The sequence below is a fragment of the Massilia sp. GCM10023247 genome, from assembly GCF_042653325.1.
GTDB lineage: Bacteria > Pseudomonadota > Gammaproteobacteria > Burkholderiales > Burkholderiaceae_D > Telluria.
Map to the genome: position 1 here is coordinate 413649 of NZ_JBHSIB010000007.1, position 14983 is coordinate 428631.

Annotated in this window: 11 protein-coding genes; 9 read left to right on the forward strand and 2 right to left on the reverse strand. The window is 62.4% G+C overall.

Annotated elements, in window-relative coordinates; genetic code table 11:
• Positions 1-41: 41 nt before the first annotated feature.
• Together ACFPAH_RS05530 and ACFPAH_RS05535 are read right to left on the reverse strand one after the other, a co-directional pair.
• A complete protein-coding gene (locus ACFPAH_RS05530) occupies positions 42-2576 on the reverse strand; it encodes an ABC transporter permease (RefSeq protein ID WP_379741867.1) in 2535 nt (844 codons plus the stop codon).
• Positions 2577-2592: 16 nt separating this feature from the next.
• Positions 2593-3603 (reverse strand): adenosine deaminase, encoded by a 1011-nt coding sequence (locus ACFPAH_RS05535; RefSeq protein ID WP_379741870.1) that lies wholly within the window; start codon positions 3601-3603, stop codon positions 2593-2595.
• A gap of 550 nt (positions 3604-4153) precedes the next feature.
• Here ACFPAH_RS05535 and ACFPAH_RS05540 point away from each other — a divergent pair.
• The 9 genes from ACFPAH_RS05540 (at position 4154) to ACFPAH_RS05580 (ending at position 14961) form a co-directional block, all read left to right on the forward strand.
• On the forward strand, positions 4154-6076 hold the full coding sequence (locus ACFPAH_RS05540) for a PrkA family serine protein kinase (protein ID WP_379741873.1): 1923 nt from the start codon (positions 4154-4156) through the stop codon (positions 6074-6076).
• 188 nt (positions 6077-6264) lie between these two features.
• A complete protein-coding gene (locus tag ACFPAH_RS05545; protein ID WP_379741876.1) occupies positions 6265-7536 on the forward strand; it encodes a YeaH/YhbH family protein in 1272 nt (423 codons plus the stop codon).
• Between the two features lie 70 nt (positions 7537-7606).
• Complete coding sequence (locus ACFPAH_RS05550) at positions 7607-9133, forward strand: SpoVR family protein (protein ID WP_379741879.1); 1527 nt, start codon at positions 7607-7609, stop codon at positions 9131-9133.
• Positions 9134-9865: 732 nt separating this feature from the next.
• Entirely contained in the window at positions 9866-10528 is a 663-nt protein-coding gene (locus ACFPAH_RS05555; RefSeq protein ID WP_379741882.1) for an energy transducer TonB, read from the forward strand.
• 83 nt (positions 10529-10611) lie between these two features.
• Positions 10612-11541, forward strand: a complete 930-nt coding sequence (locus tag ACFPAH_RS05560) for a MotA/TolQ/ExbB proton channel family protein (protein ID WP_379741885.1) — start codon at positions 10612-10614, stop codon at positions 11539-11541.
• Positions 11542-11544: 3 nt separating this feature from the next.
• Positions 11545-11973, forward strand: coding sequence for an ExbD/TolR family protein (locus ACFPAH_RS05565; RefSeq protein WP_379741888.1), 429 nt, complete (start codon positions 11545-11547; stop codon positions 11971-11973).
• A 68-nt stretch (positions 11974-12041) separates the two neighbouring features.
• Positions 12042-12467 carry an ExbD/TolR family protein gene (locus ACFPAH_RS05570; RefSeq protein ID WP_379742973.1) on the forward strand — a complete coding sequence of 142 codons (426 nt, stop codon included), beginning with the start codon at positions 12042-12044 and terminating at the stop codon, positions 12465-12467.
• Positions 12468-12535: 68 nt separating this feature from the next.
• A complete protein-coding gene (locus tag ACFPAH_RS05575) occupies positions 12536-13762 on the forward strand; it encodes a tetratricopeptide repeat protein (RefSeq protein WP_379741891.1) in 1227 nt (408 codons plus the stop codon).
• Positions 13763-13965: 203 nt separating this feature from the next.
• The gene (locus tag ACFPAH_RS05580) at positions 13966-14961 is read left to right on the forward strand and encodes a bifunctional riboflavin kinase/FAD synthetase (RefSeq protein ID WP_379741893.1); all 996 of its coding nucleotides are present in this window, start codon (positions 13966-13968) and stop codon (positions 14959-14961) included.
• The last annotated feature ends 22 nt before the right edge of the window (positions 14962-14983 follow it).

Here is a 14983-nt window from a genome sequence, read left to right on the forward strand (position 1 = left end):
TAGGGTGGGCACTCCGTGCCCACGCCGAACGATGAATATCGTTAGCCCGCCTCGCGCAGCGTCTGCAGCGGCGGCTGGCGCAGCACGCTGCGCAGCCCCAGCCAGCCGCCGATCAAGGCGCAGACGGCGCCGACCACGATCCCGGCCAGCCACACGCCCGGCTCGAAGGTCCACGGGAACTTGAACTGGTAAGTCGCCAGTGCCCAGCCCAGCAGGGCCGCGCCGCTGGCGGCCAGCACGCCGGCCAGCCCGCCCACCAGCACGAACTCGATGCGCTGGGCTTGCGCCAGCTGCTTCCTGGTGGCGCCGAGCGCCCGCAGGAGGCCCGCTTCGCGCGTGCGCTCGGAGGTCGATCCCATCAGGGCCGCATACAGCACCAGCACCCCGGAAGCGAGGGTGAACAGGAACAGGAATTCGACCGCCGTCACCACCTGGTCGACGACCTCCTGGACCTGGCGGATGATGCCGCTGACGTCGATCACGGTCAGGTTCGGGAAGGCCCGTGCCAGCGCGCTGGTCAGGCTCGCGCCCTGCGGCGGCAGGTGGAAGGCCGTCATGTAGGTGGCCGGCGCATTCGCCATCGCCTGCGGATTGATGATGACGAAGAAATTGGCGCGCATCGAGCCCCATTCGACCTTGCGCAGGCTCGTGATCTTGGCGTCGACGACCAGGCCGGCCATGTCGAAGCGGATCACGTCGCCGAGTTTGAGGCCCAGCGTCTTCGCGATGCCCTCCTCCACCGAGGCCTCCGACACGCCCGCCGCGTCGCGGTACCAGGCGCCGCCGACGATCTCGTTGCCTTCCGGCGCCTGCGTCATCGTCGACAAATTGAATTCGCGATTGGCCAGGCCGCGCGCACGGTCTTCGGTGTAGGTGTCGGCAGTGACCGGCTTGCCGTTCACCGCGGTCAGCCGGCCGCGGATCATCGGGTACAGCACGGGTTGCTCGACGCCGGCGGCCGCCATGCGCTGCACGACCTGATCCTTCTGCTCGGGCAGCACGTTGATGACGAACCGGTTCGGCGCGTTCTCGGGCGTGGCGCGCTGCCATGCCGCGACCAGGTCGCCGCGCACCACGGTCAGCAGCAGCAAGGCCATCAGGCCCAGCGCCAGCGAGACCACCTGCACGATGGTGGCGCCGGGCCGGCGCTGGAGCGAGGTGACCGCGAAGCGCCAGCTTTGGCGGCTGGAGACCCCGCGCAGGCGCCGCAGCAGGCGCAGCCCGAGCCAGGCCACCAGCGCGAACACGGCAAAACCGCCGAGGAAGCCGCCGGCCGTGGTCAGCGCCAGTTTCGGGTCGCCCGCCTGCCACAGCAGGAGCAGCACGAACACGCCGATGCCCAGGCCATACGTGGCCAGCGCCATCGGCTGCGGCGCGGCCTGTTCGCGCCGGATCACGCGGTTGTGCGGCACATTGCGCAACTGCAGGACCGGCGGCAGCGCAAAGCCGACCAGCAGCAGCATGCCGGTGGCGATGCCCTGCAAGGCCGGCAGCGGCGAGACCGGCGGCAGGTCCGCCGGCAGCAGGCTCCCGATCAGTTCGAGCAGCACAAAATGCGCTGCAAATCCAACAGCCACGCCGATGACGCTGCCCGCCAGCCCGACCAGCGCGAATTCGATCAGGTACATGGCGCCGACCCCGTTTTGCGTCATGCCTAGGCAGCGCAGCATGGCGCAGGCGTCGAGGTGGCGCTGCATGAAGCGGCGCGCCGCCATGGCCACCGCCACCGCGGCCAGCATCGCCGACAGCAGCCCGACCAGCGAGAGGAACTGGTCGGCGCGCTCGAGCGTGGCCTGCATTTCGGGGCGGCCGTTCTCGAGCGACTCGATGCGCACGCCCTTGACGTTGTCCTGCGCGATGCGCTCGCGCACCCAGCGCCCGTACTCGAAGGCGCGCGCCATGTCGTTCTGGTTGGGCGCCGCCACCATCATGCGGTAGGTGACGCGGGCGAAATTGTCGACCAGCCCGGTCGACGGCAAATCCTCGAGCGCCAGCATCACGCGCGGCGCGAAGTTGGCGAACGAGGCGCCGCGGTCCGGTTCGGCCGCGATCAGCTGCGCAATGGTGAAGCGGCGCTCGCCCAGTTGCAGCGCGTCGCCGACTTTCACGCCGAGCGCCGTCAGCAGGTTGGCGTCGACCCAGACCGTGCCCGGGCTCGGCACGGCGCGCGCCGGGGTGCCGCGCGCCTCGCTCGCCTGGGCCGGGTCGGTCGTGATGCGCAGTACGCCGCGCAGCGGGTAGCCCTGCGAGACGGCCTTGATCGAGGCCAGCTGGGCCTGCGAATTCTCGCCTTCTCCGCCCTGCGCCATGCTGGGGAAGGTGACGGTGTCGGCCAGCAGCAGGCCGCGCCGCTGCGCTTCCAGGCGCCACGCGGCCGGCACCGGATTGTCGGCATTGACCAGCAGGTCGGCGCCAAGCAGCTGGTTGGCGTCGCGCGCCAGGCCGGCCCGCATGCGGTCGATGAAGAAGCCGCTCGACGACAGGGCCGACACGGCCACGATCAGCGCGACCAGCAGGAAGCGCAGTTCGCCGGCGCGCCAGTCGCGGGCGGTCATGCGGAGGGACTGGAGGAGCATGGCGGCGCCTTTGGCGTTATTGGGTAGTGGCGAAGAAGGCGTCGACTTCGGCGAGGAAGCCGCGCTTCTGTTCCGGGTCGAGGAAGGCCGCTTCGAAGCTGTTGCGCGCGAGCTGGCGCGCATGCGAGGCGTCGAGCGGCAAGGCCTCGAAGGCAGCCACGAAATTTGCGTTCATGTAGCCGCCGAAATACGCCGGGTCGTCCGAGTTGACGGTGGCAACCAGGCCCTTGTCGAGCAGGGTGCGCAGGTTGTGCGAGCCCATCACATCGAACACGCGCAGCTTGATGTTCGACAGCGGGCAGACCGTCAGCGCCATCCGCTCGCGCACCAGGCGCTCGACCAGGGCCGGGCTCTCGAGGCAGCGCACGCCGTGGTCGATGCGCTCGACCTTGAGGACGTCGAGCGCGCTTTCGATATAGGCGGGCGGTCCCTCCTCGCCCGCGTGGGCGACCAGGCGCAGGCCGAGCTGGCGGGCGCGCTCGAAGACGCGCGCGAATTTTTCGGGCGGATGCCCGACTTCCGACGAGTCGAGGCCGACGCCGATGAACTTGTCGCGATGGGGCAGCGATTCCTCCAGCGTGACGATCGCTTCTTCCTCGGACAGGTGGCGCAGGAAGCACATGATCAGCTTGGCGCTGATCGGCCCGTCCTGGCAGGCGCGCCAGATGCCGTCGATCACCGTGGCGAAGGGCACGCCGCGCGCGGTATGGGTTTGCGGGTCGAAGAAGATCTCGGCATGGCGCACGTTGTCGGCGGCTGCGCGCACGAGATAGGCCATGGTCATGTCGTAGAAGTCCTGCTCGGTCAGCAGCACGCTGGCGCCGGCGTAATAAATATCGAGGAAGGACTGCAAATCGCTGAAAGCGTAGGCCTCACGCAACGTTTCGACTGAGGAATAGGCCAGCGTGACGCCGTTCCTTTGCGCTAACGCAAAGATCAGTTCCGGCTCGAGCGAGCCCTCGATATGGATGTGCAATTCCGCTTTCGGCATCTGTTCGATGGTGTGGCGCAGCTGCTCGTTGAGCATGATTTTCTCCGTCTGAAGGCGGTTTGGCAGGACAAGGATCGCAAGTGTACCGCATGCCGATCCTCCCCGTTTCCATTGGAGCCGCCGGGCAAAAATCCATGCGGTATGCGTGCGCCGCGGACGCGCCGGATCATGCACTATCGATGCACAGGTTTCGACAACCCGGCAGTAAATCCGCCGGGATATGGCTCTACAGAATGATCGGCCGGCCGCTTTTGGGCGGCCGTCAGCAGCATCCGCGAAAATGTGTTTTGATAGCAGAATCAGGCACTTACTGCTGACCTTACAACACTCGCGTTACTGCTTTGACTTCGAGAACTAATAGGCACATAATAAATTTCAGAAACATTAGAAGACCCTCCAGCCAATGGGAATCCGGCCACGAACCGGACAGAACAAGAAACATCGCCCTAGCCGACGCGCATTCGCGGCGCTACCAGGGTGACCCGTCAAAAATGGGACTGACGCCAAGAAAAAATCGGGCTTGGGCAGTCGGCTGCGTCCGGCTGTCGTGACAGTGATCGTTGTTCGCACACTAAAGGACATGCACATGACCATTTTTGACAACTACGCAGCCCGCTACGAGCGCACCCGTGAAGAAGAATATTCCCTGTCCGAATACCTTGCCCTGTGCAAGAAGGACCCGCTGACCTATGCCAGCGCGCCGGAACGGATGCTCGCGGCGATCGGCGAACCCAAGCTCGTCGATACCCGGCTCGACCCGCGCATGTCGCGCATCTTCGCCAACAAGGTCATCAAGATTTATCCCGCCTTCCGCGAGTTCTACGGGATGGAGGAAGTCATCGAGCAAGTGGTCTCGTACTTCCGCCACGCGGCCCAGGGCCTGGAAGAGCGCAAGCAGATCCTGTACCTGCTCGGGCCGGTCGGCGGCGGCAAGTCCTCGATCGCGGAAAAGCTCAAGCACCTGATGGAACAGGTGCCCTTCTATGCGATCAAGGGCTCGCCCGTGAACGAGTCGCCGCTGGGCCTGTTCAACGAGGAAGAGGACGGCGTCATCCTCGAAGAGGATTACGGCATCCCGCGCCGCTACCTGCGCTCGATCCCGAGCCCGTGGGCCGTCAAGCGCCTGCACGAGTTCGGCGGCGACATCAACAAGTTCCGTGTCGTCAAGCGCTACCCCTCGATCCTGAAGCAGGTCGCCATCTCGAAAACCGAACCGGGCGACGAAAACAACCAGGACATCTCCTCGCTGGTCGGCAAGGTCGACATCCGCAAGCTCGAGGATTATTCGCAGGACGATCCGGACGCCTACAGCTATTCGGGCGGCCTGTGCCTGGCAAACCAGGGCCTGATGGAATTCGTCGAGATGTTCAAGGCGCCGATCAAGGTGCTGCACCCTCTGCTCACCGCGACCCAGGAAGGCAACTACAAGGGCACCGAGGGCTTCGGCGCGATTCCTTTCGAAGGCATCATCCTGGCGCACTCGAACGAATCGGAGTGGAAGACCTTCCGCAACAACCGCAACAACGAAGCTTTCCTCGACCGCATCTATATCGTGAAGGTGCCGTATTGCCTGCGCATCTCCGACGAGATCAAGATCTACGACAAGCTGATCCACAACTCGTCGCTGGAAAAGGCGCCGTGCGCGCCGGGAACGCTGCGCATGATGGCGCAGTTCGCGATCCTGTCGCGCCTGAAGGATCCGGAAAACTCGAGCATCTATTCGAAGATGCTGGTCTACGATGGCGAGAACCTGAAGGATACCGATCCGAAGGCCAAGTCGCTGCACGAGTACGTCGATTACGCCGGCGTCGACGAAGGCATGAACGGACTGTCGACGCGCTTCGCCTTCAAGATCCTGTCGAAAGTCTTCAACTTCGACAACACGGAAGTGGCGGCCAATCCGGTGCACCTGTTGTACGTGCTGGAGCAGCAGATCGAGCGCGAGCAGTTCCCGCCCGAACTCGAACAGCGCTACCACTCGTATATCAAGGAGCACCTGGCGCAGCGCTATGTCGATTTCATCGGCAAGGAAATCCAGACCGCCTACCTGGAAAGCTATTCGGAATATGGCCAGAACATTTTCGACCGGTACGTGACCTTTGCCGACTTCTGGATCCAGGACCAGGAATTCCGCGATCCGGATACCGGCGAGAGTTTCGACCGCGAATCGCTCAACGCCGAACTGGAAAAGATCGAGAAGCCGGCCGGGATTTCGAACCCGAAGGATTTCCGCAACGAGATCGTCAACTTCGGCCTGCGTGCCCGCGCCACCAATGGCGGCAAGAATCCGGCCTGGACCAGCTACGAAAAGTTCCGCACCGTCATCGAGAAGAAAATGTTCTCGAACACCGAGGAACTGTTGCCGGTGATTTCGTTCAATGCCAAGGCCAGCGCCGAGGATGCAACGAAGCATGCCGACTTCGTCGCGCGCATGGTGGAAAAGGGGTATACCGCCAAGCAGGTGCGGCTCCTGTGCGAATGGTACCTGCGTGTGAGGAAGTCGTCCTAAGGCGGGTGGAAGGTGTACGCCGGACAAGAAGGGGTGGTGGCGCTGGCATGGTTTGCCACTCCCCTTTGCGTTCCGCGTATTTTTGACCACCCTGCCTGCCGTGCGCACCCCGCATATGCACGCTGCGTATTAAGATAGGGGCACCGGAGCAGCCGCCGGTTCGCCACTGGTTTTACAGGAGGCATGTTTTGACTTACCTCATCGACCGCCGCTTGCAGGGCAAGAACAAGTCCGCCGTCAACCGCGAACGCTTCCTGCGCCGCTACAAGGCGCAAATCAAGGATGCAGTTGGCCGCGCCATCAAGGGCCGCTCGATCACCGACGTCGAGAACGGCGAAAAAGTGTCGATCCCTGTCAAGGACGTCAGCGAACCCCATTTCGGCCACGCCCATGGCGGCGTGTGGGAGACGGTCAACCCGGGCAATACCGAGTACCAGAAGGGCGACCAGTTCAACCGGCCGCGCAGCGGCGGTGGCGGGTCCGGGCGCGGGCGCGCCGGCAACAGCGAGCAGACGAGCGAAGACGACTTCATTTTCGAGCTGTCGCGCGAAGAATTCATGAATTATTTCTTCGAAGACCTCGAACTGCCGAACATGATCAAGACCCAGCTGTCGCAGACGGTCGACTTCAAGACCCAGCGCGCCGGCTACAACGTCTCGGGCACGCCCTCCAACATCCACGTGCTGCGCTCGCTGCGCGGCGCGCTCGGGCGGCGCATCGCCGTGGGCGGGCCGAACCGGCGCAAACTGCACGAAGTCCAGCAGGAACTGCAAGACCTGCTCGACGCCGAAGTGCCCGAGGACGACGTGCGCGTGGTCGAGCTCAGGAAGCTGGGCCACCACCTGCACACCCGCATCAACGCCATTCCCTTCATCGACCCGTTCGACCTGCGCTACAGCAACCGCATCAAGGTGCCGAAGCCGAGTACCCAGGCCGTGATGTTCTGCATCATGGACGTTTCCGGCTCGATGGACGAAACGCGCAAGGACACCGCGAAGCGCTTCTTCATCCTGCTCTACCTGTTCCTCAAGCGCGTGTACGAGCGGATCGACGTCGTCTTCATCCGCCACCACACGGCCGCGGCCGAAGTCGACGAGGACGAATTCTTCCACTCGCGCGAGTCGGGCGGCACCGTCGTGTCCTCGGCCCTGCACCTGCTGCAGAAAATTATCGGCGAGCGGTATTCGAACGCGGACTGGAACGCCTACGTTGCCCAGGCGTCCGACGGCGACAACTGGGACAACGATTCGCTGCTGTGCAAGCAGCTATTGAATAACGGCATCATGCCGAAGGTGCAGTACTACACCTATGTCGAAATCACCGACGGCCCGCCGCAAAACCTGTGGGAGCAGTACACCGAAGTCGCGGCACACCACAGCAACTTTGCGATGCAAAAAATCGTGACGCCGGCCGACATTTATCCGGTTTTCAGAGAGCTGTTCAAGAAGCAGCCGAAATGAGGACAACAATGGAGCCTCGAAAACCGTCGCGCAGCAGGTTTGCGAGGTTCCTCACCCGATAGGCACGCATATGCCAGACGACCACACCAATCCGCGCGCATTGCCCGAACAGTCGGAATGGACTTTCGACCTGATCGAGCAGGCGCACGAGGAAATCCGCCGCGTGGCCAGGAAGTTCGGCCTCGACACCTACCCCAACCAGCTCGAGATCATCACCGCCGAGCAAATGATGGACGCGTATACCTCGGTCGGCATGCCGGTGTCCTATAACCACTGGTCTTTCGGCAAGCATTTCCTGTCGACCGAAAAAAGCTACAAGCGTGGGCAGATGGGCCTGGCCTACGAAATCGTCATCAACTCCAATCCCTGCATCGCCTACCTGATGGAGGAAAACAGCTTGACGATGCAGGCGCTGGTCATCGCCCACGCCGCCTACGGCCATAATTCCTTCTTCAAAGGCAATTACCTGTTCCGCACCTGGACCGACGCCGAGGCCATCGTCGATTACATGGTGTTTGCCAAGAACTATATTGCCGAATGCGAGCAGCGCTACGGCATCGACGCCGTCGAAGACCTGCTCGACTCCTGCCATGCGATCCAGAATTACGGGGTCGACCGCTACAAGCGCCCGGCCAAGCTGTCGGTGGCGCAGGAAGCGGCGCGCCAGAAGGAGCGCGAGGAGTATGCGCAATCCCAGGTCAATGCCTTGTGGCGCACCGTGCCGCGGCGCGAGGAAGAAGAGCGCGACACGCCGCCGCCGCGCTTCCCGCTCGAGCCCGAGGAAAACCTGCTGTACTTCATCGAGAAGTACGCGCCGCTGCTCGAACCCTGGCAGCGCGAACTGGTGCGCATTACGCGCAAGATCTCGCAGTACTTCTATCCGCAACGCCAGACCCAGGTGATGAACGAAGGCTGGGCCACCTTCTGGCACTACACGATCTTGCAGGAACTATATAAAGAGGAGATCGTCGGCGACGGCTTCATGCTCGAATTCCTGCAGAGCCATACGAACGTCGTCCACCAGCCGGCCGCCACCAGCCCGTATTACAGCGGCATCAATCCCTACGCACTCGGGTTTGCGATGATGAGCGACATCCGCCGCATTTGCGAAGACCCTACCGAGGAAGACCGCGCCTGGTTCCCCGACATCGCCGGCAGCGACTGGATCAAGACGCTCGATTTTGCGATGCGTAACTTCAAGGACGAAAGCTTCATTGCCCAGTACCTGTCGCCCAAGCTGATCCGCGACTTCCACTTCTTTGCCGTGCTCGACGACGACCGCAGCGACAAGCTGACGATCTCGGCCATTCACGACGAGGCAGGCTACCGCTACGTGCGCCAGCAGCTCGCCGAGCAGTACAACATCGGCAACCGCGAGCCGAACATCCAGGTCTGGCAGGTCAACACCCGCGACGACCGTGCCCTCACGCTGCGCCACACCCAGTTCCAGCGCCGCCCGCTCAACGCCCAGGCCCACGAAGTGCTCAAGCACGTCGCCCGGCTATGGGGTTTCGACGTGCGGCTCGAGACGGTCGACAGCGCCGGCCATGTGGTCAGCTTCCTCGACTGCCGGCGCGAGAAGCGGCACCACCGATAGCGCGAGGGCCGCGGCGACCGGCGCGGCGAAATCGGACCGTGCGCTCGCCCTTCGTCCAGGCCCGCGTGGAGCCAGGACTCCCCCCTCCCCGGCTGAGCCGGTGGCAGCCGCGCGGCGCCCTGAGGACGGGGAGCCGCCGGCTCCACCGGGCGCTGCGGACGCCCTGCGCCAGAGACGGACACGGGCGGCCGCCGCGGGACGCGAGACGGCGCCACTAAATACCCCCATCCGCTCCCATTTCCTTTCGTATTGACAACTTTTGACTGAGCCATATCAAGTCTTTGTCTTGATATGACTTTCAGGCATACCCGACACACTACTCTCCCTCTGCATCTGTTAGCTGCCGAACGCTCATCTTTAGCGAAACTGGCTATAGTTTGCAAAAAGCCGGACATTGCACTATATGATATTTGCTTCGCGGCAAATCGGGCATGCAATATTCGGCGAAACCGCCATTGTTTCCTGATCTTCTACAGTACGTAAGTAACAAGCGGAAATGTTGTAATTTTAGTCACCGATGTGCTGCGCTTTTTTGCACAACGGGAGTGCGCCCGGATGAGCAACAAGGCCTGTTTTTACAGGCATTTACGCCCCTTTTAGGCCCTCAAAAATACCTGTGCAAAAAAGAATTCGTAGGTATAATTCGCCGATGTCCCGGATGCGGCCTTGTCATTTCGTCGTGTTTTGTGGGTTTAGTAGCAACAAAAAGAGTTGGTATTGGAGAAAGCAGGCATGAATTTTTCACATGAGAAGGAACCGGGGAAGAATCTCACTGGTATCACCATTGTGGTCCTGTTGCACGTCTTGGTCGGCTGGGCAGTGTTGAACGGGCTCGGCACAAAAGTGATCACGAAGGTGCAGGAAGCAGTGGAAACGAAGTTGATCGAAGAGGTGAAGCCGCCGCCACCACCGGAGACTCCTCCTCCGCCCCCGCCGCCGGAAATGAAGGCCCCGCCGCCTCCGTTCATCCCGCCGGTCGAGGTGCAGGTGCAGCAGCCTCCGCCGCCGCAGAACGTGATCTCGGCAGCGACGAATACGCCGCCGCCGACCACCAACCTGGCTCCTCCGGCACCGCCGGCACCACCGGCCGCCGCCCCGGCGCCAGCAGGTCCGACGCGTACCGCGGCAGTAGCAGACTTCAGCACCTGTGCGAAACCGGAATATCCGAAGTCCTCGCAGCGTAACGAAGAAGAAGGTACCAGCACCATTTCCTTCCTGATCGGTGTCGATGGCCGCATGGTCGACTCCAAGATCGCGAAATCGAGTGGATCGCGTGACCTGGACCGCGCAGCGCAGTCTGCAATCGGCAAGTGCCGCTTCAAACCGGCGATGAACAATGGTCAGCCTGAACAGGCTTGGGTGTCAGTACAGTACGTCTGGTCGCTGGACCAATAACCGAGACAGAAGATCGTCTCACAAACTGATTTTCGTTGTCTTTAGATCAGCGAACAGTCTATTTTTATATTTTTGGAGGAAGCATGTTTAAGAATACCCGTTTGTCCGCTGTACTGGCGGCAGTCCTGTTCTCGGTTACGGCGGCATCGGCCCTGGTTTCGGCACCGGCCTTCGCCGACGCACCGGCAGCAACCGCTCCGGCCGCTGGCGCACCGGCAGACGCAGCAGCAGCTCCGGCCGCTGACGCAGCAGCACCTGCAGCAGAAGGCGCAGCCGCTCCGGCCGCCGCTGCCGAGCAAACCGAAGAAGTGCACAACCCGTACGGCTTCCAGGCAATGTGGGAAGAAGGCGACTTCGTCAACAAGGGCACCATCATCATCCTGTCGCTGATGTCGATGGGCTCGTGGTACATCATCATCACCAAACTGATCGACCAGGCCAAGATCATGCGCCAGTCGAAGGAAACCCAGGCCAAGTTCTGGAAAGCCAACTCGATCGCTGCCGGCTCGGCAACGCTGAAAGAAGGTTCGCCATTCCGCTTCATCGCTGAAACCGGCACCAAGGCAACCCAGCACCACGACGGCGCCCTGCTCGAGCAGATCGACCTGTCGACCTGGGTCACCATGCAGATCCAGCGTTCGGTGGAAAAGGTTCAGTCGCGCCTGCAAGATGGCCTGTCGTTCCTGGCAACCGTTGGTTCGACCTCGCCGTTCATCGGTCTGTTCGGTACCGTCTGGGGCATCTACAACGCACTGACCGCCATCGGCATGTCGGGTAACGCGTCGATCGACAAAGTCGCAGGCCCAGTGGGTGAAGCACTGATCATGACCGCCTTCGGTCTGTTCGTTGCAGTTCCTGCAGTTCTGGGTTACAACTGGCTGGTTCGCCGCAACAAGTCGGCCATGGAAGACATCCGTTCGTTCAGCGCCGACGTTCACTCGGTCCTGATCTCGGGCGCAATGAACACCTCGGAAGCTGCACGCGCTGCATCGTCGGCTAAAAAGATTGGATAAATCATGTCAATGAGTGTCGGCTCCGAAAGCGGAGATGATGATGCCGTGATGTCAGAGATCAACACGACGCCGCTCGTCGACATCATGTTGGTTCTCCTGATCATCTTTCTGATCACCAGCCCAGTGGTTCTGCAACTGCAAAAGGTGAATCTGCCAGCGGAAACGAACCAGGTTACCAAGCCTTCGCCGGAAGACATCAACATCACCGTCAACAAAGACGGCGAGATGTTCTGGAACCAGCGACGCATCGCGAACACGGACGAGCTGTTCAAGTTCTTCGCGGAGCAGTCGGTAAAGGTGCCGCAACCTGCAGTGAAAGTGCGTGGCGACCAGGCCACCCGTTACGAGTCGATCGGTCGGGTGATCTACACGGCACAACGTGCTGGTGTGCAAAAGGTCGGTTTCATTATCGAACCACCTGACAAGATGTAATGTCGGTCGCGGTGCCGGATGCAGATCCGGCGCCGCACCTTGCACCCAGTCATTTGAAAGGAAACACCATGGGTATGAATGTAGGTTCGGCCAAGTCCGCTGAACCGGAACCGATGATGGAAATGAACATGACGCCCCTGATCGACGTTCTGTTGGTCTTGATCATCATGTTGATTATCACGATTCCGAAGCAAGACCACTCGGTCAATCTGAACATGCCGGTCGGTACCCCACCACCAAAAACCGAAGAGCCGCGCGTCGTCACCGTCGACGTCGACTTCGACGGTACCATCCTCTGGGATGGCATGGCGGTTCCGGATCGCGCGACGCTGGAAGCGAAGATGAATGAAGTGGCTTCCCAGCCAAACCAGCCGGAAGTGCACCTGCGTCCGAACAAGCTGGTCGAGTACAAAGTCGTTGCCGGTGTCATGGCAACCGCACAGCGTCTCGGCGTCACGAAGATTGGCATGGTCGGTAACGAGCAGTTCCAGTAATCGCACCAAGTTTGACCAACACGGCAGGGTTTCCCTGCCGTGTCCATTTTCAAAGAGGATTTTCCACGATGATCAAATTCCGACTCGCACACCTCGGCCTCGCAATGGCCGCCCTCGGCTTCACCGCAGCTGCGCCGATCGTCGGCCTGGCCCCTGCCCATGCGCAAGCGGTACGCGCCGAGATCGGCAAGCCACTGCAGGCAGCCCAGGCATTGATGAAACAGGGCAAGCACAAGGACGCCCTGGCAAAACTGCGCGAAGCGGACAAAGTCCCCGGCAAGACCGCACAGGAGAGCTACCTGATCGAGCGCGTGCGCGCCTCGGCAGCCTCGTCGGCCGGCGACTACGGCACGGCCGCGAACGCCTTCGAGGCCCTGATTGCCTCGGGCAAGCTGTCGGCCAGCGAGCGCAACCAGTTTTCGGAAGGCCTGATCGGCATCTACATGCGTGCCGGCGAACTGAACAAGGCGAACGAAGCCATCCAGCGCCAGCTCAAGAACGGCGACGATCCGAAGCTGCGCGCCTACCTGCTGCAGAACTATTACAAGCAGGGCAACATCACTGCCCTGGAAGCCGAGCTGCGCAACGCCGAGAAGGCGGGCCGCATGAACGAAGACATGCTCGGCATGCTGGCCAACATCCAGCTCAAGAAGGGCGACAAGGTCGGCTATGTCAACACCATCGAAAAGCTGGCGGCGAACTATCCGAAAGCCCAGTACTGGAACGACCTGCTGAACCGCGTCCAGGCCAAGCCTGGCTTCTCGAGCCGCCTGTCGGTCGACGTCTACCGCCTCAAGCTCGCCAATGGCTTGCTGAAGAAGCCGAGCGAATACATGGAAATGGCGCAGCTGGTGCTGCAGGCACGCGCGCCTGCGGAAGCCCTGAGGATCATCGACAAGGGCTACAAGGCCGGCGCCCTCGGCACCGGCCCCGACGCCGCGCGTCACCAGCGCCTGAAGGACCTGGCTGAAAAGAGCCTGGCCGACCGCCAGAAGGACGCCGCTGCCACGGAAGCCGAATACACGGCCGCCAAGGACAACGACGGCCTGGTCGCCCTGGGCTACAGCCTGGTTCAGGCAGGACAGACCGACAAGGGCCTGAAGATGATGGAATCGGCCATCAAGGCCGGCGGCCTGCGCTACCCTGACGAAGCCAAGCTGCGCCTGGGCGAAGCCTATGCCGCAGCCGGCAAGAAGCAGCAGGCGATCAGCACCCTGAAGGGCGTCGCCGGCAAGGAAGGCACCGCCGAGCTGGCTCGCTACTGGATCATGGCGATCAACAAGCCACTGGCCTGATTCTTCGCACTGGCACGGCCATCGAAACGCCACCTGTTCGCAGGTGGCGTTTTTTTTACGGCCACGAACCCTGCGTCACCGAGGGCGCTGCCCTTCTCTCTCCGCATTGCAACAAGCCTTTACCGTATAATCAGGGTTTCGCCCCGAGGCATGGCAGGGCCGCGCGCTGCGCGATCCACCCGCCGGGCATTCTGGAACCACCAATGAAGGTATTTCGCGGACTTCCCAACGACGCGGCGCGGGCACCGTGCGCGCTTACGATCGGCAACTTCGACGGTGTCCATCGCGGACATCAGGCGTTGCTGGCGCGCGTGCGGGCGGCAAGCGACGAACTGGGCCTGGAAGCGGCGGTGATGACCTTCGAACCGCATCCGCGCGAGTACTTTGCCCAGCGTAGCGGCGACCTGAGCCGCGCACCGGCACGCATCGCCAACCTGCGCGACAAGCTCGGCGACCTGCTTGAAGCCGGCATCGACCGCGTCATCGTCGAACACTTCAACGAGCACTTCGCCTCGATCACGCCGCAGGACTTCATCGAGCGCGTGCTGGTCGACGGCCTGCACGTCAAATGGCTGATGGTCGGCGACGATTTCTGCTTCGGCGCCAAGCGCGCCGGCAACGTCGCGATGCTGGAAGAAGCGGGCCGCCGTCACGGCTTCCAGGTCGAGACCCTGCCCACCGTGCGCCAGGGCGACCAGCGCATTTCCTCGTCGGCCGTGCGCGCCGCGCTGGCCGCCGGCGACCTGCAGGCCACCGGCGCCCTGCTCGGCCACCCATATGCGATCTCGGGCCACGTGATCCACGGCCAGAAGCTTGGCCGCACGCTCGGTTTCCCGACCCTCAACCTGCGCGTCGTGCACCGCCCGGCGCTGCAGGGGATCTTCGTGGTCCAGGTGCATGGCTTGTCCGAGATCCCGCTGCCGGCCGTTGCCAGCCTCGGGGTGCGCCCGACCGTGGAAGACGCCGGCCGCATGCTGCTGGAAGTGCATATTTTCGACTACGACCGTCCCTGCTACGGCAAGCTGGTCCGCGTCGAGTTCCTGGAAAAGCTGCGCGACGAAGAAAAATACGTCGACCTCGAGACCCTCACCGTGGCGATCGAGCGCGATGCCAGCCAGGCGCGCGCCTGGTTCGCGCAGCGCGACCGGGTAGTGCCTGCCACGCGCGCCGGGGCCCTGACCGCCACCGACCGAATTTGACGCAGGACCTGCCGTTCCTGCG

What these genes read in the sequence shown, in the direction of transcription:
- ACFPAH_RS05530 (WP_379741867.1), bottom strand. Translation starts at nt 2,576, where the DNA reads ATGCTCCTCCAGTCCCTCCGCATGACCGCCCGCGACTGGCGCGCCGGC.
- ACFPAH_RS05535 (WP_379741870.1), bottom strand. Translation starts at nt 3,603, where the DNA reads ATGCTCAACGAGCAGCTGCGCCACACCATCGAACAGATGCCGAAAGCG.
- ACFPAH_RS05540 (WP_379741873.1), top strand. Translation starts at nt 4,154, where the DNA reads ATGACCATTTTTGACAACTACGCAGCCCGCTACGAGCGCACCCGTGAA.
- ACFPAH_RS05550 (WP_379741879.1), top strand. Translation starts at nt 7,607, where the DNA reads ATGCCAGACGACCACACCAATCCGCGCGCATTGCCCGAACAGTCGGAA.
- ACFPAH_RS05555 (WP_379741882.1), top strand. Translation starts at nt 9,866, where the DNA reads ATGAATTTTTCACATGAGAAGGAACCGGGGAAGAATCTCACTGGTATC.
- ACFPAH_RS05560 (WP_379741885.1), top strand. Translation starts at nt 10,612, where the DNA reads ATGTTTAAGAATACCCGTTTGTCCGCTGTACTGGCGGCAGTCCTGTTC.
- ACFPAH_RS05565 (WP_379741888.1), top strand. Translation starts at nt 11,545, where the DNA reads ATGTCAATGAGTGTCGGCTCCGAAAGCGGAGATGATGATGCCGTGATG.
- ACFPAH_RS05570 (WP_379742973.1), top strand. Translation starts at nt 12,042, where the DNA reads ATGGGTATGAATGTAGGTTCGGCCAAGTCCGCTGAACCGGAACCGATG.
- ACFPAH_RS05575 (WP_379741891.1), top strand. Translation starts at nt 12,536, where the DNA reads ATGATCAAATTCCGACTCGCACACCTCGGCCTCGCAATGGCCGCCCTC.
- ACFPAH_RS05580 (WP_379741893.1), top strand. Translation starts at nt 13,966, where the DNA reads ATGAAGGTATTTCGCGGACTTCCCAACGACGCGGCGCGGGCACCGTGC.